The following is a 17,409-nucleotide window of genomic DNA, read 5'->3' on the forward strand; positions in this document are numbered from 1 at the left end:
CCTGCCGTCCCTTGCCGGTCCGGCAAGGACCCGGACATGCTACCGCAACACGGCCGATCGCGCGCTTCATGCGCACGCGTGCTCGTCCAGCAGGCGGTAGGGCGACGCGCGCGCCCAGTCGAGCAGCTGGGCGGCCGGCATCGGCGCGGCCACATAAAAGCCTTGCGCCTCGTCGCAGCCCAGCGCCTGCAGCGCATCCCAGATGCGGGCATTGCTGACGCCTTCCGCCACGACGCGCATCCCGAGGTCGTGCGCCAGGTGCACGGTGGACTTGACGATGGACGCCGCGCGGCCGTCCTCGATCATCTGCATCGTGAAGCCGTGGTCGATCTTGATGACGTCCACGGGCAAACGGCTCAGGTAACTCAGCGACGAATAGCCGGTGCCGAAATCGTCGATGTAGAGCTTGAAACCCATGCCGGACAGGCGTTCCAGTTCGGCGATGCTCTCGGCCGGATTCTGCATCAGGCTGCTCTCCGTCATTTCCAGTCCGATCAGCCCCGCGCACGAGCCGTGCAGCTCGAGCAGCTCGCGCAGGTGTTCGGACAGCGACAGCGCCGCGATGTCGCGCGCCGACAGGTTCACGGCGATGGGCAGCCGTACGCCCAGCGCGCGCCACGCCTCGCACTGCGTGACCGCGGTCGCCAACATGTGCTGGGTCAGCAAGTGGATCAGGTCCGTGGCCTCGATCAGCGGCATGAAGGTCTCCGGCCCGATGCACCCCTTCTCCGGGTGGACCCAGCGCACGAGCGCCTCCGCGCCGACGATCTCGCCCCCGTCCATCGTCACCTTCGGCTGGCAGAACAGCTGGATCTGGCCGGACTCGATGGCGGCGCGGAAGTCGCCGATCAGCGACAGGCGGTCGGGCGTGTGCGGGTCGTCCTCGGCCACGTACACGGCCACGTTGCGCGCCATGCCGGCCGCCTGGTACAGCGCGATATCGGCCTTGCGCAACAGCGTGTGGTAGTCGAGCCCTTGCAGCGGCGCGAACGCGATGCCGATGCGCGCGCCGATCTCGTACGAGATGCCGGCGACGGCGAACGGCGCCTCCAGCGCGCGCAACAGGTGCTGCGCCCAGCGCCGCGCCTCTTCCTCGTCCGCGCCGTCCAGCACGATCGGGAAGCGCGAATCGCAGCGCGCCACGACTCCCGCCTGGCCGATGACGGCGGCCAGGCGGTCCGCGACGAGCGCCAGCAGCACGTCGCCATACATATGCGTGAGCGCGTAATTGACGTCCCTGAAGCGCACGAGGTCGACGATCAGGCAGGCCAGCCGCGCCGGGCTGCGCCCGCGTCCGGCGCCGCGCCGCAGCTGGACCAGCCGATCCTCGACCTCGCTCTCGAACAGATTCATGTTGGGCAGGCCCGTCACCGTGTCGTAATAGGCCAGGCGCCGCACATTGTCCTCGGCGCGGCGGCGCTCCGTGACGTCCTGCACGAGGCCCAGCATCTTGACGGCGCGCCCGCACGCGTCGCGCCGCACCTCGGCGACGGAGTGCAGCCAGCGCACCTCGCCGTCGGGGCGAATCAGCCGGAACTCGACGTCGTACTTGTAGCCAGGATCGTGTAGCGCCCGTTCGCGCGCCTGCTCGGCCAAGGCGCGGTCGTCGGGGTGGATGCGCGCGTAGATCTCGGCCGTCGACACGGGCGCCTCCTCCGGCCGGAAGCCCAGGATACGGCAGCCTTCCGGCGACGTCGACACGTGCGAATCGCTGGCGGCGTCCCAGATCCAGTTGCCGATCATGGCCAGCGCCTGGGCGCGGTGCAGCTCGTTCTGGGTCTCGCGCAGCTGGACCTCGGCTTCGACATGGCGCGTGACGTCCTGCAGGACGACGAGCACGGCATCGCGTCCGCCGTATTCGATGGCGGTGCGCTGCAGGATCGCATGGTGGTCGTTTCCATCGGCGCCGGCGACGCGCCGCACATGCGAGTGCAGCTGGCACGTCTCGGGGCCGAGGCCGTCGTCGCGTTCCTGTCCGCCGCGCGCGTACAGGTCGGGCAGGCGCATGCTCAGCATCTGGTCGCGCGTGTAGCCGAGCAGGTGGAGGATGGCGTCGTTGACGTCGAGGATTTCCTGCGACACCGGGTCGCAGACCAGCATCGACAACTGGGTCCCTTCGAACAGGGGCCGGCACCAGGCGCTCTCATCCGCGCGCGGGGACTCTGCAGCCATGGCTCACCCTTTCTTGCAATAAAGGACCACTTCGAAGTATAACGCAATCATCGATAGCAAAATGTTATCAATGACCTGTCAATATAGACAGGTGGCCCGCTTTTCGGTCACCCTCCGGAATGGCCGGTCCCGGCTTTGCCCTCACCCTTTTTCGATGGAGATCACATGACCAACACCGTACGCTGGGGTATCCTCGGCACCGGCAGGATCGCCCGCGATTTCGCGAAGGCCCTGCGCGCCACGCCCGGCGCCGCGATCGCCGCCGTCGCCTCGCGCGAACGCGCGACGGCCGTCGAATTCGCCGACGAGTTCAACATCCCGCTGCGCCTGGCCGGCTACGACGGCCTTGCCGCATGCGACGACGTCGACCTCGTCTACATCGGCACCCCGCACGCCATGCATGCGGAAAACGCGCTCGCGATGCTCGCCGGCGGCAAGGGCGTGCTGTGCGAAAAACCGTTCGCGCTGAACCGTCCCCAGGCCGAGCAGGTCGTCGCGCTCGCGCGCAGCCGCCGCGTCTTCCTGATGGAAGCGATGTGGACGCGCTTCATGCCCGCCTTCGATGAAGTCAGGCGCATCCTCGCATCGGGCGTGCTGGGGGAAGTGTCGCAAGCCAGCGCCGATTTCGGCTTCGCGGCGACGGGTGGCCCGGAAGCCCGCCTGTTCAATCCGGCCCTCGGCGGCGGCGCGCTGCTCGACGTCGGCATCTATCCGCTGTCGATCACCGCCTACCTGCTGGGCGATGTGGAAGCCGTGCGCGCGCAGGCGGAACTGGGGCCGACCGGCGTCGACCTGCAGACCGTGTTCACGCTGCGCCACGCGGGCGGCGCGCTGTCCACGTGCGCCTGCTCGCTGAAGGCGCGCACGCCGGGCCTGTTGACCTTGTCCGGCCGCCACGGCCAGCTGCGCCTGGACGCGCCGTTCCACCGCCCGCCCACCCTCACCCTGATGCTGGCCGACGAAGCGCCGCGCACGATCCCGACGCCCTATCTCGGCAACGGTTATGTGCACGAGGCGATCGAAGCGCAGCGCTGCTGGAACGACGGCCTCATCGAAAGCCCGTTCATGACACACGAGCAGACGCTGCACCTGATGGGCGTGCTGGACGAGATCCGCAAGCAGACCGGTGTGAAGTACCCGGGCGACTGATCTTTTGGACGTGACCGCACCATGCGCAAACGCGTTTCGCTCGATCGATGGTCCGGCATCGATCGTCGGGCGGTTGACATGATTTCGCGACGGCGGCATACTCGCCGCTGTTAGCGCTATCAACCCAGGCAGGCGAAGAACTGTCCCTAACAATCACCGGAGACGCAGATGGCCTGCCCGACCGCTTTCCCTCATCCTGCCGCGCCGGACGGAGCGGACCGATGACGGCCGCCCTCCCCCGCACCGCCGTCGGCGCCGGCGCCGCGCACGCACCGTTGCCTTGGCGCGAAAAGCTCGCGTACGGCGTGGCGGACATGGGGTTCAATTTTTACTGGACCAATGTCGCCACCTTCTTGCTGATCTTCTATACCGACACCTTCGGGATCTCGGCCGCCGCCGCGGCCACGATGATGTCCGCCATCAAAATCGTCAATGCGTTCAGCGACCCGCTGATCGGCGCGGCCGCCGACCGCACGGACACGCGCTTCGGCAAATTCCGTCCCTGGCTCGTGTGGATGTGCGTCCCGCTGGGCGGTGCCGCCGTGCTCACGTACACGACCCCTGGCCTCGCGGGCGATGCGAAACTCGCGTGGGCCTATGGCACGTACCTGTCGATGATGGTGTGCTACACGTGCGTGAACATCCCGTACAACGCGTTATCCGGCGTGATGTCGGCCGATCCGCAGCAGCGCTCCACGATCAACGGCCTGCGCTTCATCTTCGCGTTCGCCGGCAGCACGCTCGTGACGGCCGCCACGCCCGACATGGTGCGCTGGCTCGGCGGCGGGAACGATGCGCGCGGCTGGCAGTTGACGATGCTGGCCTGGGCAGTCGCGGCGTCGCTGCTGTTCACGCTGACGTTCGCGGGTACGCGCGAACGCATCGCGCCGCCGCCGGGCCAAAAGAACGCGGTGTGGCGCGACGTGCGCGACCTGGCCGGCAACCGGCCCTGGATGGTGCTGTTCTTCCTCGCCTTGATCATCATGGTGACGATCACGCTGCGTACGGCCAGCGCGGCGTACTACTTCAAGTACGTCGTCGGCCGCCCCGACCTGATGCGCACGTTCGTACCGACCTATATGATCGCGGCCGCCGTCGGCGCCGCGCTCACGCCGCTGCTGACGCGCCTGGCCGACAAGAAGACGCTGATGATCGTGCTGATGAGCGCGACCGCCGCGCTGTCGGCCGCGTTCTACGTCGTGCCCCCTGGACAGGTGGGGCTGATGTTCGCACTGCAGGCGGGGCTCGGGCTCGTGCTCGGACCGAAATCGCCGCTGGCGTTCTCGATGTATGCCGACACCGCCGACTACAACGAATGGCGCACGGGCCGGCGCGCCACGGCGATGACGTTCGCCGCGGCGACCTTCTCGCAAAAGCTGGGCACCGCGGTCGCGGTCGCGGTGATCGGCTCCGTGTTCACATCGCTCGGCTACGTGCCGAACGCCGTGCAGGCCAGCGGGTCGCGCGAAGGCATCGTCTGGCTCATGTCGTTCATCCCGGCGGCATTCGCCGTGGCCGCCGTGGCCGTCATGTGCTTCTACAACCTGAATGCCAAGCAGTTGGCGCGCATCCAGGCAGACCTGGCGGCGCGCAAGGCCGCCCCCTGAAACAACGATAAGGAAACACCATGCTGCAACCGACCGAGAACGGCGCACGCTACGATCTCGCCAGCCCGACCGCCATGCCGAACGCCGGCGCCTTCCTGTGGAACCGCCGGATGATGATCCAGGTGACGTGCCGCGGCTACGCCACTGCCCAGTTCATGCAGCCGGAACCGGCCAAGTATTCGCACGCGCCCAATCTCGAAGCGAAGACCTTCATGCAGCCGGAGCAGGCGTATTACGCGCACCACCCCGGCCGCTTCTTCTACGTGAAGGACGAGGAGACGGGCGAGATCTTCTCGGCCCCGCACGAACCCGTGCGCGCGGCGCCGGACCGTTTTACCTTCTCCGTCGGCCGCGACGATATCGCGTGGACCGTGGAAAAGCTGGGCATCCGCATCGACCTGCGCCTCGGCCTCCCGGTCGACGACGTGGCCGAACTGTGGACGCTCACCGTCACCAACGTGAGCGGGCGCCCGCGCAGGATCAGCGTGTATCCCTATTTCACCATCGGCTACATGTCGTGGATGAACCAGTCGGCCGAATACCGCGCGGACCTGCAAGGCATCGTCGCGTCGAGCGTGACGCCTTACCAGAAGCTGCAGGACTACTTCAAGAACAAGAATTTCAAGGACAAGACGTTCCTCGCGTGCGAGACGGCGCCGGACGCGTGGGAGACGAACCAGGGCCAGTTCGAAGGCGAAGGCGGCCTGCATGCGCCGGATGCGCTGCGCGCGGACCGGCTCGCGGGCGGCGACGCACGCTACGAGACGCCGGTGGGCGCCGTGCAATACCGCCTCGCGCTCGCCGCCGATGCGACCGTCACGCGCCGTTTCCTGTTCGGGCCCGCGCGCGACGACGCCGAGATCGTGGCGCTGCGCACGCGCTACCTGAGTGCGGAAGGCTTCGCGGTGGCCGCGCGCGACTACGCGGCGTATGCCGACCAGGGCGCCGGCTGCGTGCAGGTCGAGACGCCGGACGCGGACTTCGACAACTTCGTCAACCGCTGGCTCGCGCGCCAGGTGTTTTATCACGGCGACGTGAATCGCCTCAGCACCGACCCGCAGACCCGCAACTACCTGCAGGACAATATGGGCATGGCCTTCGTCAAGCCCGCCGTGGCGCGCGCCGCCTTCCTGCACGCGCTGTCGCAGCAGGGGTCGAACGGCGCGATGCCGGACGGGATCCTGCTGTTCGAAGGCGCGGAACTCAAGTACATCAACCAGGTGCCGCACACTGACCACTGCGTGTGGCTGCCCGTCTGCCTGCAGGCTTATCTCGACGAGACGGGCGACCTTGCCATCCTGGACGAACCGGTCGCTGGCATGGATGGCATGGTACTCACCGCCTACGAACGCATCTCGCTCGCGATGGACTGGCTGCTGCACAAGCGCGACCACCGCGGCCTGTCATACATCGAGCAGGGCGACTGGTGCGATCCGATGAACATGGTGGGCTACAAGGGGCGCGGCGTGTCCGGCTGGCTGACGGTGGCCGCCGCGTACGCGCTGCACCTGTGGGCCGATGTATGCGCGGCGCGCGGCGACGACTGGCGGACGGACCACTTCCGGGCCGGCGCCGACGACATGAACACGTCCGCCAACCTGTACCTGTGGGACGGCGCCTGGTACGCGCGCGGCATCACGGACGACAACGTCAGCTTCGGCGTGAGCGACGACGCCGAGGGCCGCATCTACCTGAATCCGCAAAGCTGGGCATTCCTGAGCGGCGCCCCGGACGCGCGCCAGCGCGGCGCGATGCTGGCCGAGATCGACGCCCAGCTCGACACCCCGTATGGCGTGCAGATGTTCGCCCCGCCGTACAGCGCCATGCGCGAGGATGTGGGACGCGTCACGCAAAAGCACCCGGGATCGGCCGAGAACGGCGCCGTCTACAATCACGCGTCCGTGTTCTACATCTACAGCCTGTACACGATCGCCGAACCGGACCGCGCCTGGGACGCGCTGCGCAAGATGATTCCCGGGCCGGGCGAGGACGACTATCTGCGGCGCGGCCAGCTGCCCGTGTTCATCCCGAATTACTATCGCGGCGCATGGAAGGAATACCCGCGCACGGCCGGCCGTTCGAGCCAGTTGTTCAATACCGGCACCGTGTCGTGGGTCTACCGGTCCATCGTGGAGGGCCTGTGCGGCCTCAAGGGCGATGCGACGGGCCTCGTCGTGCATCCGCAACTGCCGTCGCACTGGCCGTCGATGCGCGTGCGCCGGGTCTTCCGGGGCGCCACGTTCGACGTCAGCTTGACGCGCGGCGGGGTCGCGCGCACGACGGTTGTCTGCGATGGAAAGCGGCTGGCGGACGCGCACATTGCCGGCATCGAGGCCGGCCGCACGTATCGCGTCGAGGTGACGGTGCCCTGACCGGGCGCGCTCAGCCCGGGAAACCCGGAAGGCTGCTGCGCGCGAACGGAAATGCCGGTTTGCGCAGCAGCGGATGGATGTCCTTCTTGAGGAAGCCGGCCGCGATCGGATCGGCTTCGAAACGCAGTTTTTCATAAAAACCGCGCGAGTCGTCGCGCGATTGCAGCACGACCCGGGCGATGCCGCGTGCGAGGCAGAAGCGCTCGATCTGCTCCATGAACCACTCTCCCACGCCCTGGCCGCGGTGCTCGCCCAGGATCACCAGTTCCGACAGATAGCAGAATTGCGGCGGCGCGAGCTCGAGGCGCACGATCCCGATCGTCTTCTTGCCGGACAGGACGGCGGCCCACTGCACGGCGCTGCCGGGCGCGAAGGCACCGTTCAACGCGGCATCGCCGGCTTCGCGCCACCCTGCGTCCTTGCGGAACGACTTCAGCACTTTCGGCGTCGGGGCGACGGGGAGCGGGACGAACGTCAGGATGGAATGCATTGGTAGGAATCTTTGTGCCAACTTCAGGAGCTTAGCGAGTCGGCGACCGGGAGGCCAGCGCGGATACGTAACGAAACACGTCCTAATGTAACAATTTGTATCCGAAGTTGATTGGTAGGAGCGTTGGGCGATCAAGGACTGATCGAAAGACTGGGGGTTCGAGCGAACACAGTTAAAAAAAATGAGCCGGGAGCACAGCTGCGCCCAGCTCTAAGAGGAGATATATGAAGAGTGCGCAGCCCCCCGCGCACCCGCACTACTGTCGGCGCATCCGGTTGGTAGCGCTAACAAGCAATACGGTAAGTGTAACGTTTCCACAGAAAATGTAAAGGTCAACCGGATGATTATTTCGCGGCCGTCAGGCCGCGGCAGATCACGTGCTCTCGCGCTCGCGCAACGTGAACCCCAGGTCGATACGGCGCTCGCGGGGCTCCTTCCCGGCGATCACGTCCAGCAGCAGCGACGCCGCCTCGTAGCCGATGCGGTAGCGCGGCGTGTCGATGGTCGTCAGCGACGGCACCATCCACGCCGAAGCCGGCAGGTCGTTGAAGCCGGCGATGGCGACGTCCTGCGGCACGCGGATGCTGTGGCGCTGGCAGTAATAAATGGCGCCGTGCGCAAGGTCGTCGTTGCAGAAGAACACGGCGTCGCAGTCCGGCAACGTCTCCAGCGCCTGGCGCATCAATTCGGCACCGAGGGCGATGGTGGACGGGTCGGATACCATGATCTCGAGCCGCGGGTCCGCGAGCCCGGCCGCCTGCATCGCCTGCCGGTAGCCATCGGCGCGGCGCAAGGTGCGCTCGTCCAGCTGGGCGCCCACGAAGGCGATGCGCCGGTAGCCGCGCTCGAGCAGGTGGCTCGTGATGGCGTTGCCCGCGTCGTGCTGCGAAAAGCCGACCGACAACTCGCCCGGGCCGTCGGCGAGGTCCATCATCGACACGACCGGCATGCGCGATCCCGCCAACATGCGCTCGACTTGCGGACTGTGCGTGAGGCCGGACAGCAGGATGCCGTCCGGATTCGACTGCAGATAGGTGCGCAGCAGCTTTTCTTCCTCGGCGTCGGAATAGCGCGTGTTGCCGATGAGGAGTTGGTATTGCCCATGCTCGATCGCATCGTGGATGCCGTCCAGCACGGCCGTGAACACGACGTTCGACAACGACGGCACCAGAGCCACGATCACGCGCGACTGCGCCGACGCGAGCGCGCGGGCGGCGCGATTGGGCACATAACCCAGCTCGGCCACGGCCTGTTCCACCTTGGTCCGCGTCGACTCCGACACCAGTTGCGGCTGGCTGAGCGCGCGCGATGCCGTCATCGTCGATACGCCCGCATGCGCCGCCACCTCTTCCAGCGTAGTCCGCCCGGTGCCCCTTACCTTACCTGTACTGCTTCTGCTCATTGTCTTTTTTGTATTTACTGGCCGCCGCGCGTGCCGACCCTGGATTCCGCCACGGATTGAATATTTTGTCAATGTTTGACATGCTTTCTTGCCTGTCTTGTGCGACTGGTCCTACAGCCTTTTGACCCGTATTCCGATTGCCGGCTCCGTCAAGCGGCCTACCATGGGGACTCATATATCGATCAAGGAGACGATTATGGCTAGCAACCAGGGGGCCAAGGGCAAGGGCAGGAAAGACCAGGGCAATCAGAAAAACGCCGACCTGGCGAGCGGTCCGGGCGACAACGCGCAGCGCGGCGATTGGGCCAGCCAGCAGAGCGGCAGGCAAAGCCAGGGCAGCCAGTCGCAATCCGACCTGGCCAGCGGTCCGGGTGATCATTCCCAGCGCAGCGATCAAGGACAAAGCCGCCAAAGCGGCAATCTGAACCGGAGCCGGCAGGGCGGCAACCTGAACCAGAACGAGCAGAGCGACAACCAGGCCGGCAACATGCAGAGCGGCGGCCAGGGCAGCCGCACCAGCCGGAACCAGTTGGACCGGGACGGCCTCGACTCGGACGATACGCTGGAACCCTGACGCGGGCTGAACAGCGCGCCCGATCTTCCACTTCAACCGGCCTGCCGCCCGTGCGGCGGGCCGGGAGGCAGCGCGGCCGCGGCGGCGCCTGCCGGCGCCACCTCTTCCTCCTGATCCGGCACGAGCAGCGCGAGCCGGCCATCGAGGGCCTCGAACCGCAGCGGCAAGGCCATCCGGCAAACCTCCCCGTCCGTCGCGACCTTGAGCCGCCGCCGGCCCGACAGCAGCGGTCGGCGCACCGTCATGCGGCGGAACGCGAACGCATCGACATCCGGCGCCGCGCCCAGCCGCCCGAGCGCGCCGCGCACGAGCAATCCCAGCATCCGCAGCCGACCGACCGGACGCGGCGCGATCGCCACCAGGCGGCCCGCGTCCAGCGCGTGGTCGAGCGGCCGCATGCCCACCTGTTCCATCTGCAGACGGTTGTTGCCGACGAAAAGCGTGGGCGTGCGCAGGTGCCGCGTCCGGCCGTCCAGTTCCAGCGCGATGCGCAGGCTGCGATGGCCGCGCAGCGCCGTCTTCGCGGCCGACAGCAGGGCCACGATGCGCGAACGGCCATACCGGCGCTCGTCGTACTCACGCTCTTCCAGCAGTCGCGGATACATGCCCACGCTCGCGTTGACGAGGAAGATGCGGTCGTTCACCAGCCCGATCTGCACGGGCCGCACGCGCGCGTGCAGCAGCGCGCGCACGGCGTCGGCCAGGTCTTCCGGGATGCCGTGCGTCCGGGCGAAATAATTAAAAGTCCCTTGCGGCAGGACGCCGAACACGCAGCCATACATGACGGCCGCATGCGCCACCGTGTTCAGGGTGCCGTCGCCGCCGGCCGCGACGAGGATCGCGCCGTCGCGCGCGGCCCGCTCGGCCATGCGCCGCGCCGTGTCGTCGAGGTGCGCGGCGTCGTGCACGACGGCGAGCTCGCAGTCGCGGCCCGCCGCGTTCAACACGTTGCGTATCGTCGCGCAGCGGAGGTTGGCCTCGACGCGGCCGGCGCTCGCGTTGAGCACGATGTAGAACGGCGCATCCATGGCGCGCAGGATAGCAGCATTCGAAAAACGGGGCCGTCAGCGGCAAACGCAATGTAACTTCGAGTCGCATGCACCAGGTTGGCGCAGCCCCGTCCGGTCGCAGCGCGCGTGGCATTGTCAACAATATTGCGACCCGCAACAGGGGGGCTAACGCGTTATACTCACAATCATAATTCCATCATACGGAAACGCGACGACCGCCAGGCACCGCGCTCCTGGCACGATTAGTACAGCATGAGAATCAGCAAAGAGAAGGCAGCCGACAACCGCACTGCACTGATACGCGCAGCGAGCAAGCTGTTTCGCGAACGCGGCATCGACGGCGTCGGCGTGGCGGAGATCAGCAAGGAAGCGGGTCTCACGCACGGTGCCCTGTATGCCCATTTCCGCTCGAAGGAAGAGCTGGCCCTGGAAGCCCTGTCGTATGGCCTCGACCAGGCCAATTCACGCATGTACTCGGCGACGTCGAACGGCATGCCCGACCTGTCGCGCTTCCTCGACCGCTACCTGGCGCTGGAGACGCGCGACGACTACGGCGACCGCTGCGCGATGGCGGCGTCGGCCAGCGAGATCGGCCGCCAGGACAAGGCCATCAGCGCCCGCTTCGCGGAAGGCTATATGGTGATGGTGCGCGCGTTCGAACGCCAGATCGCGCAGAACGAGCCCGGCAGCGATGCGCTGGGCCGGGCGATGGTCGTCGTGGCCACCATGATCGGCAGCCTCGCCGTCGCCCGCGGCGCAGCGAAAGGTAACCCGGCCGTCTCCGAACAGGTGCTGCAGGCCGCGCGCCGCCACCTCGACGAGCTCATGCTCGAGCCCGCGCCGTCGCGCGTGGACGACCGGCCCGCGGCGTGATGCGACGTCATCCCCGCCTGCGCGGGGACGACGAATCGTACTTGATCGTACTTACTTGGTGACGCCGATCGGCGTGCGGTGGCCACCCTTGAAGGTGTACAGCGTGAGCACGCCGTCGCGGATGTCGCCGTGGGCATCGAACGCGATGGTGCCGGTGACGCCGGGATAGCGCACCTTCGCCAGCTCGGGCAGGTATTTGGCCGGCGCGCTGGAACCCGCCTTGTCCATTGCCGCCGCGATCGCCAGCACGGCGTCGTACGAATACGGCGCGATGATCTGCACGTCGATGCCGTAGCGCTTCTTGTAGTCGGCGCGGAACTTGTCCATGCCGGCCTTGCCCTTCTCTTCCACGCCGCCCGCCTCCGCGCACACGACCTGGCCGTCCGTCATCGTATTGCCCGACAGCGGCTGCATCGCGTCCGAGCAGATGCCGTCGCCGCCCATCATCTTCGCGTTGATGCCGAGCTGCTTCATCTGGCGCAGCATCGGGCCGGCCACCGCGTTCATGCCGCCGAAGAACACGAGGTCAGGATTGCTGGCGCGGATGCGCGTCAGGATCGCGGCGAAGTCCGTCGCCTTGTCGTTCGTGAATTCGCGCGCGACCGGATTCACGCCCTGCTGGCGCAGGCTGTTCGCGAATTCCGTCACGAGGCCCTGGCCGTACGCGGTGCGGTCGTCGATGACGGCGATGCGCTTGGCACCCATCGTCTTGACGGCGTAGCGGCCCAGTGCGCGCCCAAGCTGGATGTCGTTCGCGACGACGCGGAACGCCGTGTTGTAGCCCAGCTGCGTGTATTTCGGATTCGTGGCCGACGGCGAGATCTGCGGGATGCCCGCGTCGTTATAGATCTTCGCCGCGGGAATCGTCGTGCCCGACGTCTCGTGGCCGATCACGGCGTTCACTTTCGCGTCCGCCAGCTTTTGCGCCGCGGCCGTCGCTTCCTTCGGGTCGCCGCCGTCGTCTTCCGGCACGAGCACCCATTTGACCTTCTTGCCGCCGATGGTCGCGCCGCGCGCGTTCAGCGCGTCGATCGCCATGCGCGCGCCGTTTTCGCTGTCCTTGCCGAAATGGGCCACCGGGCCCGTGATGGCGGCCGCATGGCCGATCTTCACGGTCTCCTGGGCCGTGGCGACACCTGCGGCGGACAACGCCAACATCAACAACGCTTGCTTCTTCATTCCATCCTCATCTAAAACTTCGGCTCTTTATACCAAATCAATAGGGTAACGCGGATGAGCCGAATTCACAAGTCCCCCGAACCCAGGCACAATGGGGTTTTGGACTTCGAAGTTCCTGATGAACGCCGACTCTCCGTCACCGCTTCCCCGGCTGGGCGCCGCCATGCTCCTGCGCGCCCTGTTCAAACACCCGCGCCGCCTGAATGGCGTACCGACACCCCGCACCGCCTACATCCTCGACCGCATCGACCCCAACCAGCTGCGGCGCTACCGCCAGGCCCTGGGGTTCGGCGACGAGGGGATCCCCCTCACCTATTACTATCTGCTGGCTCAGCGCGCCCACGTGGCGACCATGCTGGACGATGCCTTCCCGTTCCGCCTGCCCGGCACGGTTCACACGGAAAACGCGCTGCGCGCGCGGGCCGAGCCGCGCCGCGACGTGCCGCTGGTCCTGTCGACGACGGTGACCATCCGCCCCCCGGCCGAGAACGGCGCCGTCGTGGCCGAACTGGACACGGTCGCCCGCCAGGAAGGCGTCGACATCTTCACGTGCCGCAGCACCTATCTCGTCGTGCGCGGCCAGAAAGGTCCGCGGCGCGGCCGCCAGGATGCGAAAGACCTGCCCGTGCTGACGGGCTGGCGCCTCCCGCGCAACACCGGACGGGCCTATGCCCGCATCTCGGGCGACTGGAATCCGATCCACCTGTGGACGTGGTCTGCGCGCCTGATGGGCATGAAGCGGCCGATCATCCACGGCATGCACACGCTCGCGCGCGCCTGCGCCGAGCTGGAACAGGCGTGCGGCCGGCGCGTCCTCGCGCTGGAAGGCCGTTTTCGGGCCCCCGCCCCGCTCGGCAGCGAACTGGTGCTGGGGGCCGACCTGTCGGCGGGCAGCTTCGCCGTCGGCGGCGGCGGGCGCGTCGTGGCCGAAGGCAGCTTCCGCACGGTTTGATCTAGATCAAAGAATTCACATCGCATAGTGGCCATCCTGGGACCGTCCACCGGACGCTCAGGAGAACGCCATGTATGACCGCATCCTCGTGCCCACGGACGGCTCCGATACCTCCGCCGCCGCCGAACGGGCCGCCATCGACTTCGCGCGCGCGCACGGCAGCGAGATCGTCGTGCTCGCCGTCGGGCAGCCGCAACCGCCCATCGCCACCGCGGAAGCGGCGATGGCCGTCGCCCCGGGCATCGACGACGAGACGCTGCTCGCCGCCGCCAACGAGCACGCGCGCCGCGTGGCCGCCGCCGCGCATGCGGCCGGCGTGCGCTGCTCCGCCCACGCCGTGCTCGATTATTCGCCCGCCGACGCGATCGTCGCGACGGCCGAGAGCCGCGACTGCGACCTCATCTTCATGGGCTCGCACGGCCGGCGCGGGCTGTCGCGGCTGCTCGCCGGCAGCGTCACGCAAAAGGTGCTGGCGGACGCGCAGGTGCCGGTGCTCGTGATGCGGCCGAAGGCGAAGTGATCATGTACCAGCGTATCCTCGTGCCCGTCGACGGCACGGAGCGGTCGGCCAGCGCGCTCGGCGCCGCGCTGGGCCTGGCCAAGCTGGCCGGCGGCACGATCGTCGGCGTGCACGTGGCCGGCGAAACGCCGGTGCTGGCGACGGGCGACGTGGGCGGCCCGTTCTACGACGCCTGGCGCGACGAGGCCGACCGTCTCGGCCGCGAGGCGCTCGACTACGTCGTCCGGCGCGCCACGGAAGCGGGCGTGCCGTGCGAAACGGTGCTCGCGCCGCCCGGCCCGGCGTGGGACGGCATCATCGCGACCGCGCGCGAGCGCGGCTGCGACCTGATCGTGATGGCGTCGCACGGCCGCCACGGCCTGGCCGCGCGGCTGCTGGGCAGCGAGACGCAGCGGGTGCTGCTCCACTGCGACCTCCCCGTGCTCGTCGTGCGCTGAACCGCACGGCGCAGCCTCAGCCCGGCAGCAGCCGCAGGTCGAACAGGCGCTCGCCGAGCTCGTCGTGCGCTGAACCGCACGGCGCAGCCTCAGCCCGGCAGCAGCCGCAGGTCGAACAGGCGCTCGCCGAGCCACGCGGCGGCGACGAGCATGATCAGGCTGGAACCGCCCACGAGCACGACGCGCTGATAAAACCACGACGCCCGCAAGGCCCAGGCGACCGGCATGACGGCGAACACGATGGCCAGCTGGCCGAGTTCCACGCCGACGTTGAATCCGACGAGCGACCGCGCGAGCGCGCCCGGCTGCAGTCCCAGGTCGGCGAGCACGTTGGCGAAACCGAATCCGTGCACGAGCCCGAACAGGAACGCGGCCGCCCAGCGCCGTCGGTGCGCCACCGGCAGCACGTTGTTCAACGCCGCGAGCAGGACCGACAACGCGATCGCCGCCTCCACCCAGCGCGACGGCAAGGTGACGATGCCCAGCGCGGCCGCCGACAGCGTGATCGAATGCGCCAGCGAGAACGCGGTGACGATCCGGAGCACGTCGGCGAGCGCTGGCCCCGGACGCGCCACCGCCCGCCACCCGGCGCCGGCGCGCGCCAGCACCGCCGGCAGCAGCAGCGACAGCAGGAACAGGATGTGGTCGTAGCCGATCCAGATGTGCCGGATGCCATCGCGCACGAAGCTGGCGAATCCCTGGCCCGCGCCCTCCTCGAACACGGCGGACGGCCGGTCGGCGCCGAGGACCAGCGTGCGGGTCGTGCCGGCCGACCGCAGCCCGATGAGCCCCTTGTGCTGCGGGTCGACGTCGGCGAACAGCCGGTAGCCGACCTGCAACGGACCGGCGGCCGGACAGTCGGCGGCAAAGCGCAGCACGGTGTACGTGCCGTCCGTGTGGCGGTCGACGAGTTGCTCGCCCGCGCGCAGCGTGCACGCCCGGCCGCCGCGCGCGAGCGTCAGGCGCGCGAGCGCGTAGGCAGCAATCGCTCCGTGGCGCGCGCGCACCTCGGCCCAGGTCAGGCGACCGTCGCCGTCGGCGTCCAGGCCGATCGCGTAGTCCAGGTCGCGCAGGGCGATGTCCCACCGGCCCGTCAGGCGAGCGCCGCCGGCGTCCTCGATGTTCAGGTAGCTGTCGCTGGGCTTGTGCGCCTGCGCCGGCAGCGTGCAGCCGAGCAGCAGCAGCGCGGCCAGGAAGACCCTGCGCAGGCCGTTCATGGCTGCGCTCCCGGACGGACGAGCGCCCCGGCCAGGCGGGCGAGCGCCACGTCCTCGACGCCGGCGGTGCGCATCCAGTCCAGGACGGGGCGAGCGGCCGCCGCGGCGCGCGCGGCCCCCGCCGCTTCCAGCAGGATGCGGGCGTCGGCCGGCTCCTTCTGCGCGTCCCAGTTACGGCGCGCGAGGTCCAGGGCGCGCCCGGCGTCGCCGCGCAGCGCGAGCTCGAAACGGGCTTGTTCGCGCAGATGCACGCCGTCCCCGCGTCGCTCCGCGGCCGCGAAGCGCGCGTCGAGCTCGGCGACCGCGGCCGCCAGCGCATCGCGCTGCCCGGCCTGGCGCAACGCCAGCGCGCGGCGCAACAACAGCCCATCCACGCGGTCGTGGCCGGCGAGCAGGTCCGCCACCTCCGGCGTGCGGTCCCGGTCGAGCAGGAAATCCGCGTAGGCGCCCAGCAGATATACGTCGCGCGGGGCTTGCCCGAGGGCGCGCCGGAACCATGCGTCGGCGCGCGCCGCATCGCCGCGCCGCGCCGCCATCTCGGCCAGGCTCGTCATGGCCCACGCGTCGACGTCCGGCGCGACGCCCGCGTCGCGCGCCACGACACGCTCGAGCAGCCGCTCGCTCGCGGCCAGGCGGCCGTTGACCGCGCCGACGTTGGCGATGCATGTCGCCGTCACGAGTTCGTCGGCCACGTTCGACAGCCGTCCGCAACTGCGCGTCGCGGCCAGGTAGTCGGCACGGACCGTCTCGATGCCGGCGCGGGTCAGCCACGCCTGCGCATTGCCGGGATCGCGCGCCGTGACGGCATCGAGGTCGGCCAGCGCCTCGGGAAAGCGGTGCACGCTCTGCAGCAACGTCGCCCGCAGCAGGCGCACCCGGGGCGGCGGGTCGGCCTGCCGCCACCACGGCGCCAGCGCGGCCTGGGCGTAGCCGAAGTAGCGCGGGTCGGCTTCGCGCCGGCCCGCCTCGATGTAGCGCCGGGCGACGTCGGTGGCCCGGTCGAGGTCACCGGGTGCGCGGGCCAGCTCGGCCCGCAGGCCGCGCAGTTCGGCCTGGCGCGGATCGGCGCGCCAGGGCAGGACTTCGAGCACCTCGGCGCCGTCGGCCGGGATGCGCGGCGCGGCCTGCGCGTGGGCGCACGCGGCCAGGGCCAGCGCCGCCGTCCAGGCATGCAAGACGACGGCGCACTTCATGGCGTCACCGGTCCGGGCTCGGTGTCGTCGGGCACGGAGGGCGGACCGTCGTCGAGCAGCGCCGCTTCCGCGTCGTCGGACGAGGTCGCGACGACGCTCGCCACCTGCGCGGCGAACTTGTCGGGGCCGGCGCTGCCGCCGGGCGTGGGCATGGGCGCGGGCGCCTGCGCCGCGACGGGAGGCTGCGCGTCGTCGTGGCCGCCGCCGCAGGCCGACACGAGGCCCAGCACCAGGCTCATGGTAAATATGCGTTTCATGTCGG

16 protein-coding genes are annotated in these 17,409 nt (G+C 68.8%); 8 read left to right on the forward strand and 8 right to left on the reverse strand.

Translation table 11 applies throughout. The features are described 5' to 3' along the window. Nucleotides 1-66: 66 nt before the first annotated feature. Nucleotides 67-2,172, reverse strand: coding sequence for a putative bifunctional diguanylate cyclase/phosphodiesterase (locus BVG12_RS05245; RefSeq protein WP_075791495.1), 2,106 nt, complete (start codon nucleotides 2,170-2,172; stop codon nucleotides 67-69). A 165-nt stretch (nucleotides 2,173-2,337) separates the two neighbouring features. Here BVG12_RS05245 and BVG12_RS05250 point away from each other — a divergent pair, with 165 nt between their 5' ends. The 3 genes from BVG12_RS05250 to BVG12_RS05260 all read left to right on the forward strand — a co-directional run bounded on the left by BVG12_RS05250 (nucleotide 2,338) and on the right by BVG12_RS05260 (nucleotide 7,300). Further along, nucleotides 2,338-3,321, forward strand: coding sequence for a Gfo/Idh/MocA family protein (locus tag BVG12_RS05250; RefSeq protein WP_075791496.1), 984 nt, complete (start codon nucleotides 2,338-2,340; stop codon nucleotides 3,319-3,321). Between the two features lie 221 nt (nucleotides 3,322-3,542). Continuing rightward, the gene (locus tag BVG12_RS05255; RefSeq protein WP_075791497.1) at nucleotides 3,543-4,928 is read left to right on the forward strand and encodes an MFS transporter; all 1,386 of its coding nucleotides are present in this window, start codon (nucleotides 3,543-3,545) and stop codon (nucleotides 4,926-4,928) included. 20 nt (nucleotides 4,929-4,948) lie between these two features. Continuing rightward, nucleotides 4,949-7,300 carry a GH36-type glycosyl hydrolase domain-containing protein gene (locus BVG12_RS05260; protein ID WP_075791498.1) on the forward strand — a complete coding sequence of 784 codons (2,352 nt, stop codon included), beginning with the start codon at nucleotides 4,949-4,951 and terminating at the stop codon, nucleotides 7,298-7,300. Nucleotides 7,301-7,310: 10 nt separating this feature from the next. Here the strand turns inward: BVG12_RS05260 and BVG12_RS05265 are convergent, their stop codons facing one another. Further along, nucleotides 7,311-7,790 (reverse strand): GNAT family N-acetyltransferase, encoded by a 480-nt coding sequence (locus BVG12_RS05265; protein ID WP_075791499.1) that lies wholly within the window; start codon nucleotides 7,788-7,790, stop codon nucleotides 7,311-7,313. A gap of 373 nt (nucleotides 7,791-8,163) precedes the next feature. After that, a complete protein-coding gene (gene gntR, locus BVG12_RS05270; protein ID WP_075791500.1) occupies nucleotides 8,164-9,192 on the reverse strand; it encodes an HTH-type transcriptional regulator GntR in 1,029 nt (342 codons plus the stop codon). Nucleotides 9,193-9,388: 196 nt separating this feature from the next. On the opposite strand from gntR, the gene BVG12_RS05275 reads away from it, so the two are divergent. Beyond that, entirely contained in the window at nucleotides 9,389-9,766 is a 378-nt protein-coding gene (locus BVG12_RS05275; RefSeq protein WP_075791501.1) for a hypothetical protein, read from the forward strand. A 32-nt stretch (nucleotides 9,767-9,798) separates the two neighbouring features. Here the strand turns inward: BVG12_RS05275 and BVG12_RS05280 are convergent, their stop codons facing one another. Beyond that, nucleotides 9,799-10,794 (reverse strand): diacylglycerol/lipid kinase family protein, encoded by a 996-nt coding sequence (locus BVG12_RS05280; RefSeq protein ID WP_075791502.1) that lies wholly within the window; start codon nucleotides 10,792-10,794, stop codon nucleotides 9,799-9,801. A 234-nt stretch (nucleotides 10,795-11,028) separates the two neighbouring features. Here BVG12_RS05280 and BVG12_RS05285 point away from each other — a divergent pair, with 234 nt between their 5' ends. Further along, nucleotides 11,029-11,649, forward strand: a complete 621-nt coding sequence (locus BVG12_RS05285) for a TetR/AcrR family transcriptional regulator (protein WP_075791503.1) — start codon at nucleotides 11,029-11,031, stop codon at nucleotides 11,647-11,649. A gap of 51 nt (nucleotides 11,650-11,700) precedes the next feature. On the opposite strand, the gene BVG12_RS05290 is transcribed toward BVG12_RS05285, so the two are convergent. Further along, entirely contained in the window at nucleotides 11,701-12,828 is a 1,128-nt protein-coding gene (locus BVG12_RS05290; RefSeq protein ID WP_075791504.1) for a branched-chain amino acid ABC transporter substrate-binding protein, read from the reverse strand. A 118-nt stretch (nucleotides 12,829-12,946) separates the two neighbouring features. Here BVG12_RS05290 and BVG12_RS05295 point away from each other — a divergent pair, with 118 nt between their 5' ends. The 3 genes from BVG12_RS05295 to BVG12_RS05305 all read left to right on the forward strand — a co-directional run bounded on the left by BVG12_RS05295 (nucleotide 12,947) and on the right by BVG12_RS05305 (nucleotide 14,737). Further along, nucleotides 12,947-13,780: a MaoC family dehydratase gene (locus tag BVG12_RS05295; RefSeq protein ID WP_229503810.1), complete on the forward strand. Its 834-nt coding sequence runs from the start codon at nucleotides 12,947-12,949 to the stop codon at nucleotides 13,778-13,780. Nucleotides 13,781-13,850: 70 nt separating this feature from the next. Next, complete coding sequence (locus BVG12_RS05300) at nucleotides 13,851-14,300, forward strand: universal stress protein (protein WP_075791505.1); 450 nt, start codon at nucleotides 13,851-13,853, stop codon at nucleotides 14,298-14,300. A 2-nt stretch (nucleotides 14,301-14,302) separates the two neighbouring features. Then, nucleotides 14,303-14,737, forward strand: a complete 435-nt coding sequence (locus BVG12_RS05305) for a universal stress protein (protein WP_075791506.1) — start codon at nucleotides 14,303-14,305, stop codon at nucleotides 14,735-14,737. A gap of 89 nt (nucleotides 14,738-14,826) precedes the next feature. Here the strand turns inward: BVG12_RS05305 and BVG12_RS05310 are convergent, their stop codons facing one another. The 3 genes from BVG12_RS05310 to BVG12_RS05320 are packed head-to-tail and all read right to left on the reverse strand — an operon-like array spanning nucleotide 14,827 to nucleotide 17,404. Beyond that, nucleotides 14,827-15,954 carry a HupE/UreJ family protein gene (locus BVG12_RS05310; RefSeq protein WP_075791507.1) on the reverse strand — a complete coding sequence of 376 codons (1,128 nt, stop codon included), beginning with the start codon at nucleotides 15,952-15,954 and terminating at the stop codon, nucleotides 14,827-14,829. Further along, a complete protein-coding gene (locus BVG12_RS05315) occupies nucleotides 15,951-17,147 on the reverse strand; it encodes a tetratricopeptide repeat protein (RefSeq protein WP_075791508.1) in 1,197 nt (398 codons plus the stop codon). Before BVG12_RS05315 ends, BVG12_RS05310 begins: the two co-directional genes overlap by 4 nt. Beyond that, nucleotides 17,144-17,404 carry a hypothetical protein gene (locus tag BVG12_RS05320; RefSeq protein WP_156895553.1) on the reverse strand — a complete coding sequence of 87 codons (261 nt, stop codon included), beginning with the start codon at nucleotides 17,402-17,404 and terminating at the stop codon, nucleotides 17,144-17,146. Before BVG12_RS05320 ends, BVG12_RS05315 begins: the two co-directional genes overlap by 4 nt. Nucleotides 17,405-17,409 lie beyond the last annotated feature (5 nt).

This window comes from Massilia putida, assembly GCF_001941825.1.
GTDB lineage: Bacteria > Pseudomonadota > Gammaproteobacteria > Burkholderiales > Burkholderiaceae_D > Telluria > Telluria putida.

Coding starts and splice junctions, on each gene's coding strand:
- BVG12_RS05245 (WP_075791495.1), bottom strand. CDS start 2,172: ATGGCTGCAGAGTCCCCGCGCGCGGATGAGAGCGCCTGGTGCCGGCCC.
- BVG12_RS05295 (WP_229503810.1), top strand. CDS start 12,947: ATGAACGCCGACTCTCCGTCACCGCTTCCCCGGCTGGGCGCCGCCATG.
- BVG12_RS05285 (WP_075791503.1), top strand. CDS start 11,029: ATGAGAATCAGCAAAGAGAAGGCAGCCGACAACCGCACTGCACTGATA.
- BVG12_RS05305 (WP_075791506.1), top strand. CDS start 14,303: ATGTACCAGCGTATCCTCGTGCCCGTCGACGGCACGGAGCGGTCGGCC.
- gntR (WP_075791500.1), bottom strand. CDS start 9,192: ATGAGCAGAAGCAGTACAGGTAAGGTAAGGGGCACCGGGCGGACTACG.
- BVG12_RS05280 (WP_075791502.1), bottom strand. CDS start 10,794: ATGGATGCGCCGTTCTACATCGTGCTCAACGCGAGCGCCGGCCGCGTC.
- BVG12_RS05315 (WP_075791508.1), bottom strand. CDS start 17,147: ATGAAGTGCGCCGTCGTCTTGCATGCCTGGACGGCGGCGCTGGCCCTG.
- BVG12_RS05275 (WP_075791501.1), top strand. CDS start 9,389: ATGGCTAGCAACCAGGGGGCCAAGGGCAAGGGCAGGAAAGACCAGGGC.
- BVG12_RS05260 (WP_075791498.1), top strand. CDS start 4,949: ATGCTGCAACCGACCGAGAACGGCGCACGCTACGATCTCGCCAGCCCG.
- BVG12_RS05250 (WP_075791496.1), top strand. CDS start 2,338: ATGACCAACACCGTACGCTGGGGTATCCTCGGCACCGGCAGGATCGCC.
- BVG12_RS05320 (WP_156895553.1), bottom strand. CDS start 17,404: ATGAAACGCATATTTACCATGAGCCTGGTGCTGGGCCTCGTGTCGGCC.
- BVG12_RS05265 (WP_075791499.1), bottom strand. CDS start 7,790: ATGCATTCCATCCTGACGTTCGTCCCGCTCCCCGTCGCCCCGACGCCG.
- BVG12_RS05300 (WP_075791505.1), top strand. CDS start 13,851: ATGTATGACCGCATCCTCGTGCCCACGGACGGCTCCGATACCTCCGCC.
- BVG12_RS05255 (WP_075791497.1), top strand. CDS start 3,543: ATGACGGCCGCCCTCCCCCGCACCGCCGTCGGCGCCGGCGCCGCGCAC.
- BVG12_RS05310 (WP_075791507.1), bottom strand. CDS start 15,954: ATGAACGGCCTGCGCAGGGTCTTCCTGGCCGCGCTGCTGCTGCTCGGC.
- BVG12_RS05290 (WP_075791504.1), bottom strand. CDS start 12,828: ATGAAGAAGCAAGCGTTGTTGATGTTGGCGTTGTCCGCCGCAGGTGTC.